The organism is Epilithonimonas bovis DSM 19482 (genome assembly GCF_900108115.1).
Classification (GTDB): domain Bacteria; phylum Bacteroidota; class Bacteroidia; order Flavobacteriales; family Weeksellaceae; genus Epilithonimonas; species Epilithonimonas bovis.
Map to the genome: position 1 here is coordinate 1 of NZ_FTPU01000002.1, position 16,340 is coordinate 16,340.

Annotated in this window: 16 protein-coding genes and 1 pseudogene; 8 read left to right on the forward strand and 9 right to left on the reverse strand. The window is 38.5% G+C overall.

The features are described from left to right. Both B0B05_RS00810 and B0B05_RS00815 read right to left on the reverse strand, forming a co-directional pair. Nucleotides 1–295 (reverse strand): transposase zinc-binding domain-containing protein (locus B0B05_RS00810; protein ID WP_173786318.1); only part of this gene is annotated, 295 nt, incomplete at its 3' end. Next, complete coding sequence (locus tag B0B05_RS00815; protein WP_245799139.1) at nt 292–1,152, reverse strand: tyrosine-type recombinase/integrase; 861 nt, start codon at nt 1,150–1,152, stop codon at nt 292–294. The genes B0B05_RS00815 and B0B05_RS00810, both read right to left, overlap by 4 nt. A gap of 583 nt (nt 1,153–1,735) precedes the next feature. Here B0B05_RS00815 and B0B05_RS00820 point away from each other — a divergent pair. Both B0B05_RS00820 and B0B05_RS16860 read left to right on the forward strand, forming a co-directional pair. After that, a complete protein-coding gene (locus B0B05_RS00820) occupies nt 1,736–2,224 on the forward strand; it encodes a DUF4280 domain-containing protein (protein ID WP_076781536.1) in 489 nt (162 codons plus the stop codon). Between the two features lie 7 nt (nt 2,225–2,231). Further along, nucleotides 2,232–2,423, forward strand: coding sequence for a hypothetical protein (locus tag B0B05_RS16860; protein ID WP_245799140.1), 192 nt, complete (start codon nt 2,232–2,234; stop codon nt 2,421–2,423). A gap of 38 nt (nt 2,424–2,461) precedes the next feature. On the opposite strand, the pseudogene B0B05_RS17155 reads toward B0B05_RS16860, so the two are convergent. From B0B05_RS17155 to B0B05_RS00850, 6 genes and pseudogenes are all read right to left on the reverse strand, one after another. Continuing rightward, nucleotides 2,462–2,608, reverse strand: a pseudogene (locus tag B0B05_RS17155) (hypothetical protein); the annotation flags it as partial. Nucleotides 2,609–2,626: 18 nt separating this feature from the next. After that, nucleotides 2,627–3,775: an acyl-CoA dehydrogenase family protein gene (locus tag B0B05_RS00830; RefSeq protein WP_084173837.1), complete on the reverse strand. Its 1,149-nt coding sequence runs from the start codon at nt 3,773–3,775 to the stop codon at nt 2,627–2,629. Between the two features lie 150 nt (nt 3,776–3,925). After that, nucleotides 3,926–6,067, reverse strand: coding sequence for a catalase (locus B0B05_RS00835; RefSeq protein ID WP_076781542.1), 2,142 nt, complete (start codon nt 6,065–6,067; stop codon nt 3,926–3,928). 189 nt (nt 6,068–6,256) lie between these two features. Further along, complete coding sequence (locus B0B05_RS00840) at nt 6,257–6,508, reverse strand: SemiSWEET transporter (RefSeq protein ID WP_076781544.1); 252 nt, start codon at nt 6,506–6,508, stop codon at nt 6,257–6,259. A gap of 282 nt (nt 6,509–6,790) precedes the next feature. After that, complete coding sequence (locus tag B0B05_RS00845; protein ID WP_076781546.1) at nt 6,791–7,558, reverse strand: DUF3108 domain-containing protein; 768 nt, start codon at nt 7,556–7,558, stop codon at nt 6,791–6,793. A 97-nt stretch (nt 7,559–7,655) separates the two neighbouring features. Further along, the gene (locus tag B0B05_RS00850) at nt 7,656–8,687 is read right to left on the reverse strand and encodes a threonine aldolase family protein (RefSeq protein ID WP_076781548.1); all 1,032 of its coding nucleotides are present in this window, start codon (nt 8,685–8,687) and stop codon (nt 7,656–7,658) included. 267 nt (nt 8,688–8,954) lie between these two features. Here B0B05_RS00850 and B0B05_RS00855 point away from each other — a divergent pair, with 267 nt between their 5' ends. From B0B05_RS00855 to B0B05_RS00865, 3 genes are all read left to right on the forward strand, one after another. After that, on the forward strand, nt 8,955–9,608 hold the full coding sequence (locus B0B05_RS00855; RefSeq protein WP_076781550.1) for a metal-dependent transcriptional regulator: 654 nt from the start codon (nt 8,955–8,957) through the stop codon (nt 9,606–9,608). 62 nt (nt 9,609–9,670) lie between these two features. Further along, the gene (gene tyrS / locus B0B05_RS00860) at nt 9,671–10,966 is read left to right on the forward strand and encodes a tyrosine--tRNA ligase (RefSeq protein WP_076781552.1); all 1,296 of its coding nucleotides are present in this window, start codon (nt 9,671–9,673) and stop codon (nt 10,964–10,966) included. Between the two features lie 66 nt (nt 10,967–11,032). Then, the gene (locus B0B05_RS00865) at nt 11,033–11,671 is read left to right on the forward strand and encodes an alpha/beta hydrolase (protein WP_076781554.1); all 639 of its coding nucleotides are present in this window, start codon (nt 11,033–11,035) and stop codon (nt 11,669–11,671) included. Between the two features lie 217 nt (nt 11,672–11,888). On the opposite strand, the gene B0B05_RS00870 is transcribed toward B0B05_RS00865, so the two are convergent. Next, the gene (locus tag B0B05_RS00870) at nt 11,889–13,187 is read right to left on the reverse strand and encodes an aminopeptidase P family protein (RefSeq protein WP_076781556.1); all 1,299 of its coding nucleotides are present in this window, start codon (nt 13,185–13,187) and stop codon (nt 11,889–11,891) included. A gap of 217 nt (nt 13,188–13,404) precedes the next feature. Between B0B05_RS00870 and rbfA the strand changes: the two genes are divergently transcribed. The 3 genes from rbfA to B0B05_RS00885 all read left to right on the forward strand — a co-directional run bounded on the left by rbfA (nt 13,405) and on the right by B0B05_RS00885 (nt 16,247). Continuing rightward, nucleotides 13,405–13,767, forward strand: a complete 363-nt coding sequence (rbfA, locus tag B0B05_RS00875) for a 30S ribosome-binding factor RbfA (protein ID WP_076781558.1) — start codon at nt 13,405–13,407, stop codon at nt 13,765–13,767. A 12-nt stretch (nt 13,768–13,779) separates the two neighbouring features. Then, a complete protein-coding gene (locus B0B05_RS00880) occupies nt 13,780–14,985 on the forward strand; it encodes an ABC transporter permease (protein WP_076781560.1) in 1,206 nt (401 codons plus the stop codon). A gap of 119 nt (nt 14,986–15,104) precedes the next feature. Beyond that, a complete protein-coding gene (locus B0B05_RS00885; RefSeq protein ID WP_076781562.1) occupies nt 15,105–16,247 on the forward strand; it encodes an endonuclease in 1,143 nt (380 codons plus the stop codon). Nucleotides 16,248–16,340: the final 93 nt, after the last annotated feature.

The following is a 16,340-nucleotide window of genomic DNA, read 5'->3' on the forward strand; positions in this document are numbered from 1 at the left end:
TTTCCCGTGTTTGTATCCAATCTTCTCGGTTCCGTCCTTGGCATTTCGGGCAATGACGGTTTCGGCAGGAGTTGTAGCTGATGCTGATATTTCCGCATTCGTCGCAAGCATCGATATGTCCGCCCAAAGCCGAAGTTCTGCACTTTTTTAATGCAAATAAAGTTCTTAATTGCCAGGAATTTAATCCTAAATCTTCCAATTTTGAACCTAAAATATTTAAAACATCGGCGACTTCATATTGAGATCGAGATTGAGGTTGAGTTGGCTGTTTTTTTATGGTTTTAAAACCTCTCATTTCTTCCCAAATTCTGAAAAAAGGGTATCGAGCGGAGAGAAGAGTTTTTGGGTTGAAAGCTGGGCAATTTGAAGATAAACCAGCGTCGTATCAATACTTTCGTGGCCGAGGAGATTTTTGATGCTCAAAATATCCATCCCATCTTCCAGAAGATGCGTCGCAAAACTGTGACGAAGCGTATGGACACTCACTTCTTTCAAGATGTTTGCAGCTCTTGATGCCTGTTTTACCGCCCACTGAACGCCGCGCTGGGAGTAACGGGAATCGAACTCTCCGCCAGCTCTTCCTTCTCGTGGCATTCCAAAGAGATAATCTTCTGGTTTTTCCGCTTCGATATACTTTTTGAGCCCACGAATCAGATGTTCGGAAAGTGGTAAATAGCGGTCTTTTTTGCCTTTTCCCTGAACCACTTTGAGTTGTTTTCGATCAAAATCTAAGTCGCACAAACGGAGATTTCGAACTTCCATACATCGCAATCCGCAGCCGTAAAGAATGCTGATCAAAATTTTATGTTTCAGAAGTTTACAGCCGGACAACATCTGCCAAACCTCCTGTTTACTAAGAACTACAGGCAGTTTTTTCTCTTTTTTAATTTCCGGAAGACTCAAAAAACCATAACTTAAACCTTCCGATTTTAGCAGAAACCGAAGCCCGTAAACGGTATGTTTAAAATACGATTGCGATGGAGATTTAGATTTTTTCTGTAGATAAAAAAGGTAATCGTGAATTTGCTCGGGATCCAATTCTGTAGGAATTTTTCCGAAATGTAGTGACACCGCAGCGACGTGTCTGGAGTAATTTTGAAAGGTACTTTGGCTTCTTCCCAATACAGAAACCGTACGTTCAAACCTTTGCAAAAGCTCCGCAAATCCCGGAACTTCGCGCTTTGCCTGATTGATGATTTTGTTTTCTCTAAGCTCTTCTACACTCTTTTTTTTGTTGCCATTTTACTGATTTTTAATTAGTTTTACAAAGTAACTAAATATAGCGCTGAGAAAGCTACCGAAGGTTTAGTTCAACATCAGCTATATTCAATTGCGGGGTTTGTGCTAAATTTGACATTTGTTCTATTTATTAAAGTTATTACTAAATTGAAAGTTTGGTGCTTTTAAGTCCGCAACTAAATATAGTCGAGAACCGTTATATTCAATGCTGCGAGAACGGTTTTCATAATTTACTATAATTTCATACCAATTATTTTCGTAGATAATATTTTTACATTCCCAACGCAAAATTTATTCTTTTTCCAGCACCTTTTTTTCCAGCCCACATTAGCACATTTGCAAAATCTTTCCATTTCAAATCCGTCCCCTATTTTGCAAAAGAGCTAATTTTCCCCACCATAAAACAACACTAAGGTAACTCATCAAAATTTCAGTATTTTTTCACTATTCTATAAAAGTATTTTTTTATATTCGTAAGACACAAAAACACAAAATAATGTCAAATTCCAAACATAATGATAAACATTTTGTTATCCAAAAAGGAAAAGCGATGTGTGATAAAGGAACAAAGTTTCCTAATTTTAAAATAACAAGCCATAAAAAACATTATTGGAACGATGCTGATGGACAAGATGATTATCTTGCTGCAACAGAAGATGATGTAATTTTCAATCCTCCTGCTATGCCATTTGGAAATTGTTCTGTAAAAAATGGAAATCCTTGTGCTTTTGCTCCATCAGGAAAATGGGCTAAAACTTATGAAAAAGTTAAAGTAATGGACAAAAGCTGTCTTACAGAAATCTCAGAACTCATGTGTGCAACTGGAGGAAAAATTACTGTAATGAATCATGGACAGCAAAGTGAATTAACAAAAGCCAATGTGAGAAACGCTGACGTTGAATTTATGCAATTCATCAATCCTTTTTTTAATTTTAAGGAGTTTGTTAATGATATCGAAAAACAAGATTTAGGCGATTTTAAATAAAAAGGTTATGGCAAAGAAAGGTATCGCACAAATCACAGGTTCAAAAGCCCTAAAACTTGGAGAAGTTGGACACTATAACATTTCAAAAACATATAGGCAAGAAGATAAAGCCAAAATTTCTAATGCAAAATGGAAATTATATGTAAAAGAAAATAACAATTGGAGATTTTCTGCCGGATATTCTTTACTGCCCGGGTGAGACATTGTCCCATCACTTAATAACAAAATATAAACATCCTGGTCATATTTTCGAAGGAGAGATATCATGCCACCGCATCCCAAGCTCTCATCGTCAGCGTGTGGGGCAACAATTAACGTTGTACCAAATCCTTTTACACATTGTTCAGGCGCAACAGGAATCTTATCCAAATTTATTTGATTCATATTATTAATTATAAAGATTTAAGATTTTATTTTAGAATTAAGTGCATGGTTACCAACATCTGCTAACACAGCATCAGGTGATGGTTGTCTTAAGTAGGTTGTGAGATCACGAATGATTCGTTCAAAATGATATGGTTTATTAAGGCCTCTAGCCCCAATACATTTTACACACAACTGCATTACTTCAGTACAGATCTGTTCAATTGCAGTCCGCGTCATATTAGCGTAAAAGATGAGCTGCTCTGCATTGTTTTTATTTGGGCGCTGCATATACTGATCCATCCGTAACGCTGCACCGGTAATCCAATGATTTCCTGTCTCCACTGCGATTGCCATTTGTCCTACCCGCATCTTTTGGAAGGGGTCGTGGGTGCGCTTCAAACCTGCCAGGTATGTTACCGTCTCATCTAAAAGCAATTCAGCAGCTCCCAGCTGCACCGCAGCAAATCTTACTGCGCCACCACCGAAGTATGGCTGCTGATAATATTCGCCTGCTTTACCAAGCCAATTAATTTTTGAAATTACAGTTTTCGAGAAAGATATTTTAAAACTCCTGCTTGATTTCATTCCCATAGGATCCCACCAGCTTGAATTAATTTTTACAGAAGCTTTATCAAGGGGTACAATACACATTTGCCAAGCACCTTTTTTGGTGGATGCAGTTACAATAGGCCTGGTAACGTAGCCGGCTCCGGTTGCAAACGTTTTCGATCCGCTTAATTGATAAGTAGATTCTCCAGTATTTGAGAGAAAAGTACCGTCGTCAGCTTGTGTATTCCAGACGCCAAAAAGCCTGCCATCAAATGCATCTTTTGCAAACAGTCTCTTTTGCTTCTCAGAACCATACTGATTGATTAATAGTTGTGCATTGATATGCCCTTCCAGAATCCTACCCATCACAAGGTTCCCTTTTCCAATATTTTTTAGAATCGTCAACATTGCCTGATTCGTACCAGATATTAACCCTAAATTATGACCACCATATTCCTTAGGTATACTTGCCGTTAAAATATGATGTGACTTTAGATTAACTAAAGTTTTTTTAGGAAACGATTTGACAGAATCTGTTATCGCGGCTTCCTCCAGAGATATTGCACATATGCGTTTTGAAGATTTTACCAATTCTGACAATTTGGCTCTGCTATATGTTCCGTACTTTTTTTTCAAAATTTTATTTTCTAAGAATTACGATAACAATTTGTTACGTTAATTTTATACCTTTTATAATAAGCAAATGATTGTCCATTAACGATGAATAAACAAAAAAAGACCGGATTCCCGATCTTTTTGTCTTAAATTTAAAATTGCTGATAATATTTAGGCTGGATTATTTCTCTCTTTTTCAAGTTCCCAAACACGGTGATTGGCTACCGCTTTGATGAATGCGTTGCCTGAGTCTTTTTTGTCCGCAGTAATAATCGCAGGATCCTCATGCTTTTTATTTTTAACATTGCTTAAATTATAAATTTCATCCGTTTGTTTCCCGAAATAGATCGCCTTACAATGTTTATACGCCTCGTTTACAAAGAGCAGAGTGCCAGGTCTATTATCTTCATTTAATAAATTGTCTGCAGATTTTTTACCGCTCGCAATATATAATGCATCAAAACAAACGCTTGCCGTGCTTGTCAGAGAATGTTTAGGTTCAAAAACAGTTCCGTCATCAGCTGTTACCGGTGCCAGACTTCCAGCAATAATCTGTACTACGGCGCCTTCCCTTTCCAACTTTGATCTCAAATTGCTTGTATCCTTACCGTCTACACCGTTTTCCAGTATGAAGCCAATAACACGGCTTTTTATAGTATCCTTAACTGTATTTTTCATACTTAAAGCATCAGAGCTTGTAGTGGAAGGCTCCTTTTCCGGGCTTTGTAGAGTTTTCGGGTCGGCATCCGCAGGAATACTTCCGTTGGGTTGTTTCAGTTTAGTGACATCTACCCCAACCTTCTTAGCGACCAACGCTGCCAGTTCTTTATTGATAAAATTCAATTGTCCTACAACTCTCTCACGGATCGCCGGGATTGTCACTTTTGATAATTCAAAAATCAATGCATTTTGAAGATGTGTTTTTTCCGGTTCGGACTGGCTGTTATAAAAAAGTTTTGCCTGAGAATAATGATCCACGAAACTTTGACTTCTCGCCCGGATCTTTCTGCCGTCTACTCTTTCTTCCTGAGAGGCAAATCCTCCGTCTTTTAGCATCGCCTGAAACGGACAACCACCACCAATACTATTAGGTTCGTAGCTAACTTTTCCTTTGACAATCTGCTGGCGCATATGTCCGTCGCGCTGATTATTATGAACGGTATTGATGGAACGGTTTATTGGTATCTCATGGAAATTGGGTGATCCCAATCTTGATAGTTGCGTATCGGTGTACGAAAATAATCTGCCTTGTAGCAGTGGATCATTGGTAAAGTCAATTCCTGGTACCAAGTGACCGGGGTGGAAGGCAATTTGTTCTGTTTCTGCGAAAAAGTTATCAGGATTTCTGTTCAGTGTTAAAGTTCCTACTAATTCCACTGGTACTTCCTCCTCAGGAACCAGCTTAGTTGGATCTAACAGGTCAAAGTCGAATTTATGCTCATCTTCTTCGGGAATAATCTGCACGCCAAAATCCCATTCCGGAAATGCGCCATTTTCAATAGCTTCCCAAAGATCTCTCCTGTGAAAATCCGAATCTTTTCCCGAAATTTTAGTCGCTTCATCCCAGGCGACAGAATGTACTCCTAATTTTGGTTTGAAATGGAATTTTACAAAATGCATCTTCCCTTTTTCGTTAATAAATTTAAAGGTATGGACACCAAACCCTTCCATCATTCTGTAACTTCTCGGAATGGCCCTGTCGCTCATGGCCCACATAATCATGTGCATGCTCTCAGGCATTAAAGAAACAAAATCCCAAAATGTATCATGGGCTGAGGCTGCCTGCGGAATCTGATTATCCGGTTCTGGCTTAACGGCATGTATAAAATCCGGAAACTTTATAGCATCCTGAATAACAAACACAGGAATATTGTTTCCAACAAGATCATAGTTACCCTCTTCTGTATAAAATTTAATTGCAAAACCTCTTACATCTCTTGCGAGGTCTGTACTGCCCGCACTTCCTGCCACGGTAGAAAAACGAACAAACACTGGTGTTTCTTTTCCTACTTCATTTAAGAATTTAGCTTTGGTATATTTGGCTAAACTCTTATTAAGTTTAAAAGTGCCGTGAGCACCTGAACCGCGTGCATGGACAATTCTTTCAGGTATTCTTTCGTGATCGAAATGGGTGATTTTTTCGCGTAAGATAAAGTCTTCAAGTAAACTTGGTCCTCTTTCACCCGCTTTCAGAGAGTCCTGATTATTATTAATTTTTAACCCCTGATTTGTTGTAAGCGCCTGAGAAGCATTATCTGTCGTATGATCTGTCAGCTGTTCCAGCTTTTGATCCGGAAATTCATTTTTTTTCATAGTTCTTAATAGGATTTGATTTATGATATAATCTCACAAACAAAAAGCGTTCCCAGAACTTAGCCGTCATCACACAAATCTTACATGATACGACTTTGGAGACGTATACTTGTTACTATTATATATGATGAATCCGGATTTTGACGGGCTTGATAAAATTAATTTTTAAATCTATGCTTCAGGCGGATTTTATTTGAATTTGAAGTAGAAAATCAAAAGTATCGTATTAAGTGTAACCGCAAGCGCATTGGTCAAAATAATTGGCCATTCCGTCTTTAAAACTCCGTAAACAACCCATAATGCCAACCCGGTGATTAGAATGAGCAACATGCCCAAAGAAATATTAGACACGTCTTTTTCTCTAATAACTTTGATGAGTTGTGGCATCATTGATATGGAGGTGAAAACGCCTGCAATAATTCCCAAAATATTTTCGTTCATAAATAGTTTTATTGGTTAAAACCCATTTTCTAAAGATAAATAATATCCTGATGACATCATAATTACATTATTAATATAACTGGAAATATTTTATTTAAAAATAAAAATTAGATAATAAAGATTTCTAAATTACATGTTAAAAAAATCCTCTGAAACAACCGTTATCAGAGGATTTTTATTTTGATGGTATGATTATCTCAAATGCATTACGAACGAATGCTTAGGTCGCAGCTAGAAAATTATAAAAAAATCTAACCCATGTTAAAATTAAAATCCACCGGTTTATTTAGCAAAACTTAAAGGAGTTTTCACATTGCTGTAACTGTCTATGCTCGCTTTGAGAGAACCAACGGCAAGTTCAGCCTTAATAAGAATAGGAACCCTATTGCTGTCATTGGAAACCCACATGGTAACGCCTTCTTTTTCTTTGAAAACCCTGCCGCTTATTACAGACGGGATAATTTTCAGACATTGTATTTTACCGAATTTTGTAGCGATCTTTTCCACGCCAGCCACTTTTAACTGAAACGGGAAAAGCTCATCATCTACCCAGACATTCATTCTTATAACACTGCCAACCCGCAGATGATCTGCCGGCAAGCTCCTTAGGTAATAAAAACATGACAGCATATCCTGCACATCACCCGGTACTCTAACGGTCTTCGCAGGACGATCTGTATGTTTTTTATCTACTAAAACCAGCGTATTTCTGTTATTATTGAAAGTGCTTTGCAGATGCTGAGTATAACTGCCTTCGGAGACATTCCTGACGTAAAATAACGGTTCCTTGTTTTCGTTCACATAACTTTCATAGAGGTCATCCACTTTAAAAAAAGCCTTAGCTGCACCACTTGTTCTGCCAGTGCCTCTAATGTAAAAAGCCGGTTGGCCTTTATATGAGGTCTTGGTGGTGGCCAAGGTTGCACTACCTGCGGTTATAAAACCATAATGTATTCTGTAATTCAAAACTTCGCCTGCGTTGATATTGTCGTATTGCCCAAATGCTGTTGCGGAAAAAAAAATAGCGACAATGAAAAGAAAATGCTTCATCAATAACTGTTTATAAAAATACTAAGACAATTTTTTTGCCAAAAGTATAAAATTAAAAGTTGGGATTTTTATTATAGCCGATTTTAAGAAATTAATCTTACAAAGATTTAATCTGGTGTATCAATTCATTCACTCTGTCAGAATTGGTAGACCACGAGGTAATCAGGCGAATGGCAGAGTGAGTTTCATCGATTTTTTGCCATATATAAAAATCAAAATCACGTTGGAGTTTCTCTATCTGGGAATTTGTAAGTATTGGAAAAATCTGATTGGTATACGTCTCAGATAAAAATGTAATTCCATTTTCCCTGAATGCTGCTTTTATACGCATCGCCTGAGTATTGGCATGACGAGCCAGGTCAAAATAGAGGTCATCCTTCATTAATTCCAGAAACTGGATTCCCAGTATCCTGCCCTTTGCCAGCAGAGCACCTTTTTGTTTGATGTTATAATCAAAATCATACTGAAGTTTTGGATTATTAATAGCAATAGCTTCGCCTAAAAGCGCGCCGTTTTTTGTACCGCCCAAATAAAAAATATCGGTGAGTGCAGACACATCTTCCAGGCTCATGTCATTGGCTTCACTCGTCAATGCATGGCCCAATCTGGCACCATCCATAAAGAGGTATAGCTGATGATCTTTACAGTAATCTGATAATTCCTGCAGTTCCTTCCTGCTGTAGATAGTCCCTATTTCCGTAGAATTGGAGATGTATACCAGCTTTTGCTTTAGCTGATGAGGTTTGTTGGCATGGTTATCTAAAACTGACTGAATATGAGCTGGTGTCAGTTTGCCATCTGCAGTGGGTACACTGTGGATCTTATGCCCAGTTGCTTCTATAGCGCCTGTTTCGTTGGTAAAAATATGGCCTGTTTCGGCAGCGATTACACTCTCGTACGGCCGCAAGACCGAAGAAATCACCAACAGATTAGCCTGTGTCCCGCCACTTACAAAATAAACACTGGCATCAACATTATTGATCTTTTTCTGAATCAAGCGCTTAGCCTCAGCAGAATATTCATCCTCGCCGTACCCGTTTTGTTGCACCAGGTTGGTTTGAGATAATGCTGCTAAAATATTAGGATGGCAACCCTCGGCATAATCATTTTTGAAGGAATACTTCTTCATCAGTCTCTATTTTTTTTCAAGCCTCAAAGTTACGCATTTTGCGTGAGGGCGAAGGGCATTGTTGGAGATCGTTTTTGTTTTATTTGAAAGCAAAAAATGAAAAACAACCGCCATAAAAACAAAAACAGCGACTGCCCGTAGACCGACCCGCTTAGCCCGCTAGGAGCTTGGTTTTACAATAAAAGCGTGATTCGGGATAAAGGGGCACGCCCAAAAAATTGTTAGATCAAAATATTATAAAATCTAACTTTTACTTATCTTTGGGCTATGAATTCTTTAACCGAAGAAAATTACCTTAAAGCACTTTATCACCTGGCTGGCGAGCATGACGAGGTTACCGTTAACGATCTCAGCCGCCACCTGAATATCAAAATGCCTTCTGTAAACAGTATGATCAAAAAGTTTGCAGAAAAAAAATGGGTCATCTATGAATCTTATAAGCCGGTAAGACTTACCGAAACCGGTAAAAAAGAGGCCTCATTAATCGTGAGAAAGCATCGGCTGACTGAGATGTTCCTGGTACAGAAAATGGGTTTTGGATGGGAAAACGTGCATGAGATCGCCGAGCAGCTTGAGCATATCCATTCTGAGATATTTTTTGATAAAATGGATGAGATTCTTAATTACCCCAAGGTGGATCCGCATGGTGAGCCGATACCGGATAAAGACGGCCATGTGGTGCAACCAGACCTTAAGAAACTAAGCCAGTGCAAAGCCAATGATCTGGTAAAACTAAGTTCTGTAACCACTTCTTCTGAAGATTTTCTCAACTTTTTGAACAAAAGGCAACTGATTCTTGGTACCAGCATTACTGTTTTGGGAAAAGAGGATTTTGACCAGTCTATGCAGGTACGGTATAATAACCAGGTAGAGACACTCAGCAAAACCGTCTGCGACAGATTGCTTGTCAAACTGGATTAAGCTGCAGCCGCTCATCATATTTTGCGTTGTAATTCCTATATTTGCACACAAATTTTAAGACAATGAATGCATTTATAGAAGAGCTAAAATGGCGCGGACTTTTTTCTGACATGACGCCGGGTACGGAAGATCAACTGGATAAAGAGATGACCAAAGCTTACATTGGGTTTGATCCCACTGCAGATTCTTTGCATATCGGGAGTCTCATCCAGATTAAGATCCTGGCTCACTTCCAGCAGCACGGCCATCAGCCGATTGCACTGGTGGGCGGCGCAACAGGCATGATAGGAGATCCTTCCGGCAAATCTGCCGAGCGTAATCTTTTGGACGAGAAAACGCTGCTCTATTATGTGGATTGTCTTAAAAACCAATTGTCTCGATTCCTTCAATTTGATGGTGATGGTGATAACAAAGCGGTTCTTGTCAACAATTATGACTGGATGAAGGATTTTACCTTCCTTGATTTTGCAAAAAATATCGGCAAGCACATTACTGTCAATTATATGATGGCCAAAGATTCTGTAAAAAAACGTTTCTCCGGGGATTCCGGCGTAGACGGGATGAGTTTTACAGAATTTACTTACCAGTTGCTTCAGGGCTATGATTACCTTCATCTTTACCAGAATGAAGGGGTCAAACTACAGATGGGTGGTTCTGACCAATGGGGCAATATTACAACCGGGACCGAATTAATTAGAAGAAAAGCACAGGGCGAAGCTTATGCTTTGACGGTTCCTCTTATCACAAAAGCGGATGGTTCTAAATTTGGGAAGTCTGAAAGCGGTGAAAACTATTGGCTGGATGCCAAGAAAACATCACCTTACAAATTTTATCAGTTTTGGCTCAACGCCACCGACGATGATGCAGAAAGGTTCATTAAGTTTTATACTTTTTTATCACAAGATGAAATTAATGCATTAATAGAAGAGCATAAACTGGCCGCACACGAGAGAAAGCTTCAGAAAAAACTGGCTGAGGAAGTGACCGTTTGGGTACATGGGCATGCAGAATATGAGAAAGCGTTAAAAGCATCGCAAATCCTTTTTGGACAGTCTACGGCAGAAGATCTTGTAAGCCTTGATGAGGAATTATTCCTTCAGATTTTTGATGGTGTGCCTCAAAAAGAATTACCAAAAGCAGAGGTTTTGGGAAGCCCTATTATTGATCTTATTTCCGAAAAAACAGGTTTTCTAAAATCTAAGGGCGAAGCTAAAAGAGAACTGACAGGTAATGCGATCTCGGTGAATAAAACAAAAGTTAGCGAAGATTTTACAGTTTCCGAAAATGATTTGATCGACGGGAAATTTTTGCTTCTGCAAAAGGGTAAGAAAAACTACTTTATTGTTTCAATAATCTAAATGACGGATTATCAATCACGAATTACGCAGTAATTTGTAATTATTCAATCGTAATTATATAAAAAAATGGATTTACAATATCTTGTAAGAGAACCGGAACACATCACAGCGGAAACGCCTGTCCTTTTTATGCTGCACGGCTATGGCAGTAATGAGGAAGATCTTTTTAGCTTTGTGCAGACGCTGCCGGAAGAATGGCTGGTCATAAGTTTCCGGGCTCCTAAAAATTCCAACTATGGCGGGTATGCCTGGTTTGACATCGATTTTAATAATCCAAATAATTTTATTGATGAGGCCGAAGCCAATGAAGCTGTAAAAACCGTTATCGAAAATATAATGGCAGTCAGCAACCGCTATGGTCTTACCAACAACCCTACTCACCTGGTTGGGTTCAGCCAGGGTGGGATGATTAGCTATGCTTTGGCACTGCAATATCCCGAGCTTTTCTCAAAAGTTGCCATCCTCAGTTCTTATCCGGAAGAGAAGATGTTGAGAAACATTGTAAAAGATAAGAAGAAACTGGAACATCTGCGGTTCTTTATTTCGCACGGTACAGACGATGCCGTGGTACCGCTGGACTGGGGCCGCAAAGCTGCTGAGATCCTTTATGACCTGAGTGCTTATTTCTCATTTCGGGAATATATGAACGGGCATGGCGTTAATCAAAAAAACTATATGGATCTGATGGAGTTCTTCAGAAAATAAAACTGAAAATTTTCATTTGACATAAAAAATCCCAATCAGTAAAATGATTGGGATTTTTTATAAACTATCTAAGGTCAGAACCTTTGTTTTACATACTATACTTTCAGATTTATTTGGATTGCAGATCCTTAATTAGGAAACTGATTAACCTATAAAAGCAATGAGGCAAACTGATTTTATAAATATGTAATTAAGTAATGTCCTCTGAAAGCTAAAATTAAGAATTCATTAGATCCTCAATTTCATCAGCTTCTATTGGGATATTCCCCATGAGGTTAAACGGTTTACCCGCTTTCTGAATAACATAATCATCTTCAATCCTCACACCAAAACCTTCTTCCGGGATATAAAAACCCGGTTCATCTGTAAAGATCATATTCTCTACAAAATCATCTGTTAAGATTCCGTAATCATGCGTGTCCAGTCCCATGTGGTGGGAAGTCCCGTGCATCATATACTTTTTGTAAGCCGGCCATTTTGGATCCTGGTTCTGTACATCCGCTTTATCAATTAGACCCAACTGCAATAATTCTGCGGTGTAAACATCACCCATATCTTTATGGAATTGATACCAGTTATTTCCTGCAACCAAGCGGTCTTCCGCCTCTCTTTTGCATCTGAGTACCGAATTGTAAACTTCCTTCTGTCTTTCAGTATATGTTCCGCTTACGGGAATGGTCCTGGAAAGATCACTGGAATAATTTGCATATTCTGCTCCTACATCCAGCAATATGACTTCACCTTCTTTACATTGCTGATTATTAGCAATATAATGCAGCACATTGGCATTTTTTCCGCTGGCAATAATTGGCGTGTAAGCAAAGCCCTGGCTTCGGTTCATCAGAAACTCATGAATCAGTTCTGCCTCTATCTCATATTCCCAGACATTGGGTTTTACGAACTTTAACAGTCTTCTGATCCCTTTTTCCGTAATATTGCAGGCGGTCTGAATGAGTGCTAATTCTTCGGGCTCCTTGATGCTTCTCAAACGTTGCAAAATAGGATTGCTTCTTTTATAAGTATGCATCGGGAAATCGGCCTGAACTTTTTTGATAAAACGGTCTTCGCGGGTTTCGGTTTCCACAGAGTTTCTGTAATGCTCATTTTTGTTGAGGTAAACGTTCTCCGCCTCATACATCAACGCATTAAAAACTTTGTCAAAATCGCTTAGCCAATAAACTGTTTTGATTCCGGAAACCTGGCAAGCCTGATCTTTGGAAAGCTTCTCCCCTTCCCAAACTGCGATATGCTCGTTGGTTTCTCTCAGGAACAAAATCTCCCGGTTCTCCTCCAGATAAGCATCAGGGAAGATAACAAGCACACTTTCCTCCTGATCTACACCACTTAGATAAAAAATATCACGGTGCTGTTGAAATGGGATCGTGGAATCTGCACTGATAGGATAAATATCGTTGGAGTTAAAAACCGCTAAGGATTTTGGTAAAAGCTGTTCTGCAAATTTTTTCCTGTTTTTCACGAAAAGTGAATTGGGGATTTGCTCGTATTTTGTTGTCATTACAAATATAATTTTTAAATTAGATTTCTTCTGAAGGAAATCAATTAATGCGTCCCAAATTTACGAAACATATCTATTTCAATCGGTCTTTGTAAAGGTAAAATTTTCTTAAAAACAGGATTAATTAGTCAAATAGTCTTTAACAATACCGCAAAGGCCTTATAAATGTAAAGCCTACGATAAAAATCAAAACAAAAACACTAAATTTGCAAAACTTATGGAAAGTAACAGACAAAGAAAAGTAGCACAGATTATTCAGGAAGATATGGCGGAGATCTTCCGCAAGCAGGCATCAGAGAGCCAAAAAAACAGTTTTCTGGTATCAGTCTCAGATGTTAAAGTAACACCCGATTTGGGAATCGCCAAGATATACCTGAGTATTTTTCCTGCAGAATTGCGCCAACCGATAATGAAGGAGATTAATGAAAATAATTCGTTTTACCGCAATTATCTGGGACAAAAAATGTCTAAACAGGTGCGCATTATCCCACAACTTGTTTTCTATTTAGACACAAGTCTGGATGATGTAGAACGCATAGAGCGCGAGCTGAAAGGCGAAGGTGATAATCCAATCCTGTAATTAATCCAGCCCTTGAAAAATGCTTTTTACATAGCATCCCGTTACCTGATTGCCAAAAAAGGCAGTACGGCCGTCACTTTTATTACCTGGCTGGCCGCTTTTGCTATGATAGCTGCGGTAGCCGCCATGTTCATCATTATTTCAGTTTTCTCGGGGCTGGAGGAACTTAATAAGGAAATGATTGCCAATCTGCACGCAGATCTTACCATCCGCAGCAGTTCTGGAAAAGTGCTGGCAGACATTGGTAAAATTGATAAAACGCTAAAGAACAATCCTGATATCCTTCATTTTTCTAAACTGATAGAAGAGAAAGTCTATCTGGGTTACAAAGACAATGGCGAGATTGCCTATCTGCGCGCTGTAGATTCCGCCTACACGAGCGTGAATCCGATCAACGAGAATATCTTTTACGGTAAATACCCTGATTTCAAATACAGTAATGAGGTGATTATGGAGAACGGCCTGGACAACAGGCTCGCATTGCCAGTGAACTCAAGCCAGGATTTTGCAACCATTCTCATGCCCAAACCAGGCAAAGGCATTATCCAGCAGGAAACTGATATTTTTAATAAAAAAAACATCTATGTAAGTGGTATTTTTCCCGGCAACGAGCAGCTTGACAACTACATCATTGCGCCACTGGAACTTGCACAGCAGCTTCTGGGATTGCCAAAAACCGCTTGTTATGAGATTGTTATCAAATTAAAAAATCCTGCAAAAGCAGATCTGGTAAAAAACAACCTCTATCAGAGCCTGGGCAAAACTATCATTATTAATACAAAATCTGAAGAAAATGCCGCTTTCTGGAAAATGATCAATACAGAGAAACTCATGATTTATCTGATCTTCGGTTTGGTTATTTTTATCACCACTTTTAATCTGGCCGGCGCTATCACCATATTGCAACTGGACAAAAAAGATCAGGCTAAATCTCTTATTGCCTTAGGTTTTAACCTGACCAATCTGCGTTTTATCTACTTTTTCACGGGTATACTGATTGTTTTACTGGGTATATTCTGCGGTCTTATTATTGGATCTGCAGTATGCTTCCTCCAGATACGTACTGGACTTTTCAAAGCCAGCGAAAGTTTGCCTTTCCCGGTGAGGATAGAATTACTTAATTATTTTATTGTATCGGCTATCGCCCTGTTTTTCGGTGTTACAATCGCATGGCTCTTTTCTAAGGTTAATAAAAAATACTTAACAGAAAGCAATTAGACTATTCTGTGAGAAAGAAGTACTTATTATTAACACATCTTAAATTTTACTTAAAATTTATTAATATCTCATAATCAACGCTTTTATGAAGTAATTTTGCACTCTAATTTTATTCAGTAATGAAAAACAAAATTATTTTATTATTTGTAACACTTGCAAGTATTGTAAATGCGCAAATACCAAACGGTTACTACGACGGAACCTCTAATCTTACTGGTTATGATTTGAAGTCAAAACTGTCCCAAATTATTACAAACGGGCATAAAGACATGGGTTATGGAAGTGGTACAGGTGGTTTATGGCTTGCATATAAAACCACGGATATTGACAAATATTATGAAAACGACGGAACCATCCTGGATATGTATTCTGAAAATCCGGCTGCCAATGCATCGGGTGTAAGCAATGATGCCTATGAATACAAATGGGGTCAAACTTCGGTTGGCGGTAATCAATGTGGAAGTGCTAACCAAAACAATGAAGGATTCTGTTATAACAGAGAGCACTCTTTGCCTAAAGTTTACTTTGGCGGAATCAATGCGGTCCCAATGTCTCATGACGTACATTTTGTAATCCCTACAGACTATTATGTCAACAAAAGTCGGGAAAATATGCCGTATGGAGAAGTTTCTACGTCTACAATGTTATTTAGTAATGGTACTAAGATTGGCCCAAGCAAAGTTCCCGGTTATAATGGTACCGTCTTTGAACCTATTAATGAATTCAAAGGGGATCTGGCGAGGATGACTCTTTATTTTATCACAAGATATGAATCACAATTACCTTCATTTTCCACTATTACAAATGGCAGTTTTTCACCATTTAATGGGACAACCGGACAAGGTTTGCAGACCTGGTATCTTAATATTCTTTTGAAATGGAGCGAACAGGATCCTGTTTCTCAAAAAGAAATAGACAGAAATAATGCAGCCTATACGTTTCAAGGAAACAGAAACCCATACATCGACCATCCGGAATGGATAGAATCAATTTGGGGCAAATCACCTTTAGCCGTGGATGATGCTTCATTTTCAAAAAACCTTAGCATTGCACCTAATCCAGTGAAAGGAAATACAATTACCGTCAGCGGGAATAATCTTAAACAATTCAATAAGGCTATGATCTACAACATGACCGGCCAAAACGTACAAACGGTAGAAAACCCTTTTCAAAACGGGAATACTATTATTCTTAAAAACTTGCCAAAAGGCGTGTATATCCTAAAAACAGGAGAACTGAATACCAAGTTTATTGTTGAGTAATTACAATATGATATTACAAAAAGAGGCTGTTTCCAAAGTGAGACAGCCTTTTTTCGTAATTTTAACCTCAATAAAAAAGGCAAATCATAAATA

Excerpts from the sequence above, each read along its gene's own strand:
- B0B05_RS00820 (WP_076781536.1), top strand. The coding sequence starts at position 1,736 with ATGTCAAATTCCAAACATAATGATAAACATTTTGTTATCCAAAAAGGA.
- B0B05_RS16860 (WP_245799140.1), top strand. The coding sequence starts at position 2,232 with ATGGCAAAGAAAGGTATCGCACAAATCACAGGTTCAAAAGCCCTAAAA.
- B0B05_RS00835 (WP_076781542.1), bottom strand. The coding sequence starts at position 6,067 with ATGAAAAAAAATGAATTTCCGGATCAAAAGCTGGAACAGCTGACAGAT.
- B0B05_RS00840 (WP_076781544.1), bottom strand. The coding sequence starts at position 6,508 with ATGAACGAAAATATTTTGGGAATTATTGCAGGCGTTTTCACCTCCATA.
- B0B05_RS00845 (WP_076781546.1), bottom strand. The coding sequence starts at position 7,558 with ATGAAGCATTTTCTTTTCATTGTCGCTATTTTTTTTTCCGCAACAGCA.
- B0B05_RS00850 (WP_076781548.1), bottom strand. The coding sequence starts at position 8,687 with ATGAAGAAGTATTCCTTCAAAAATGATTATGCCGAGGGTTGCCATCCT.
- B0B05_RS00855 (WP_076781550.1), top strand. The coding sequence starts at position 8,955 with ATGAATTCTTTAACCGAAGAAAATTACCTTAAAGCACTTTATCACCTG.
- tyrS (WP_076781552.1), top strand. The coding sequence starts at position 9,671 with ATGAATGCATTTATAGAAGAGCTAAAATGGCGCGGACTTTTTTCTGAC.
- B0B05_RS00865 (WP_076781554.1), top strand. The coding sequence starts at position 11,033 with ATGGATTTACAATATCTTGTAAGAGAACCGGAACACATCACAGCGGAA.
- B0B05_RS00870 (WP_076781556.1), bottom strand. The coding sequence starts at position 13,187 with ATGACAACAAAATACGAGCAAATCCCCAATTCACTTTTCGTGAAAAAC.
- rbfA (WP_076781558.1), top strand. The coding sequence starts at position 13,405 with ATGGAAAGTAACAGACAAAGAAAAGTAGCACAGATTATTCAGGAAGAT.
- B0B05_RS00885 (WP_076781562.1), top strand. The coding sequence starts at position 15,105 with ATGAAAAACAAAATTATTTTATTATTTGTAACACTTGCAAGTATTGTA.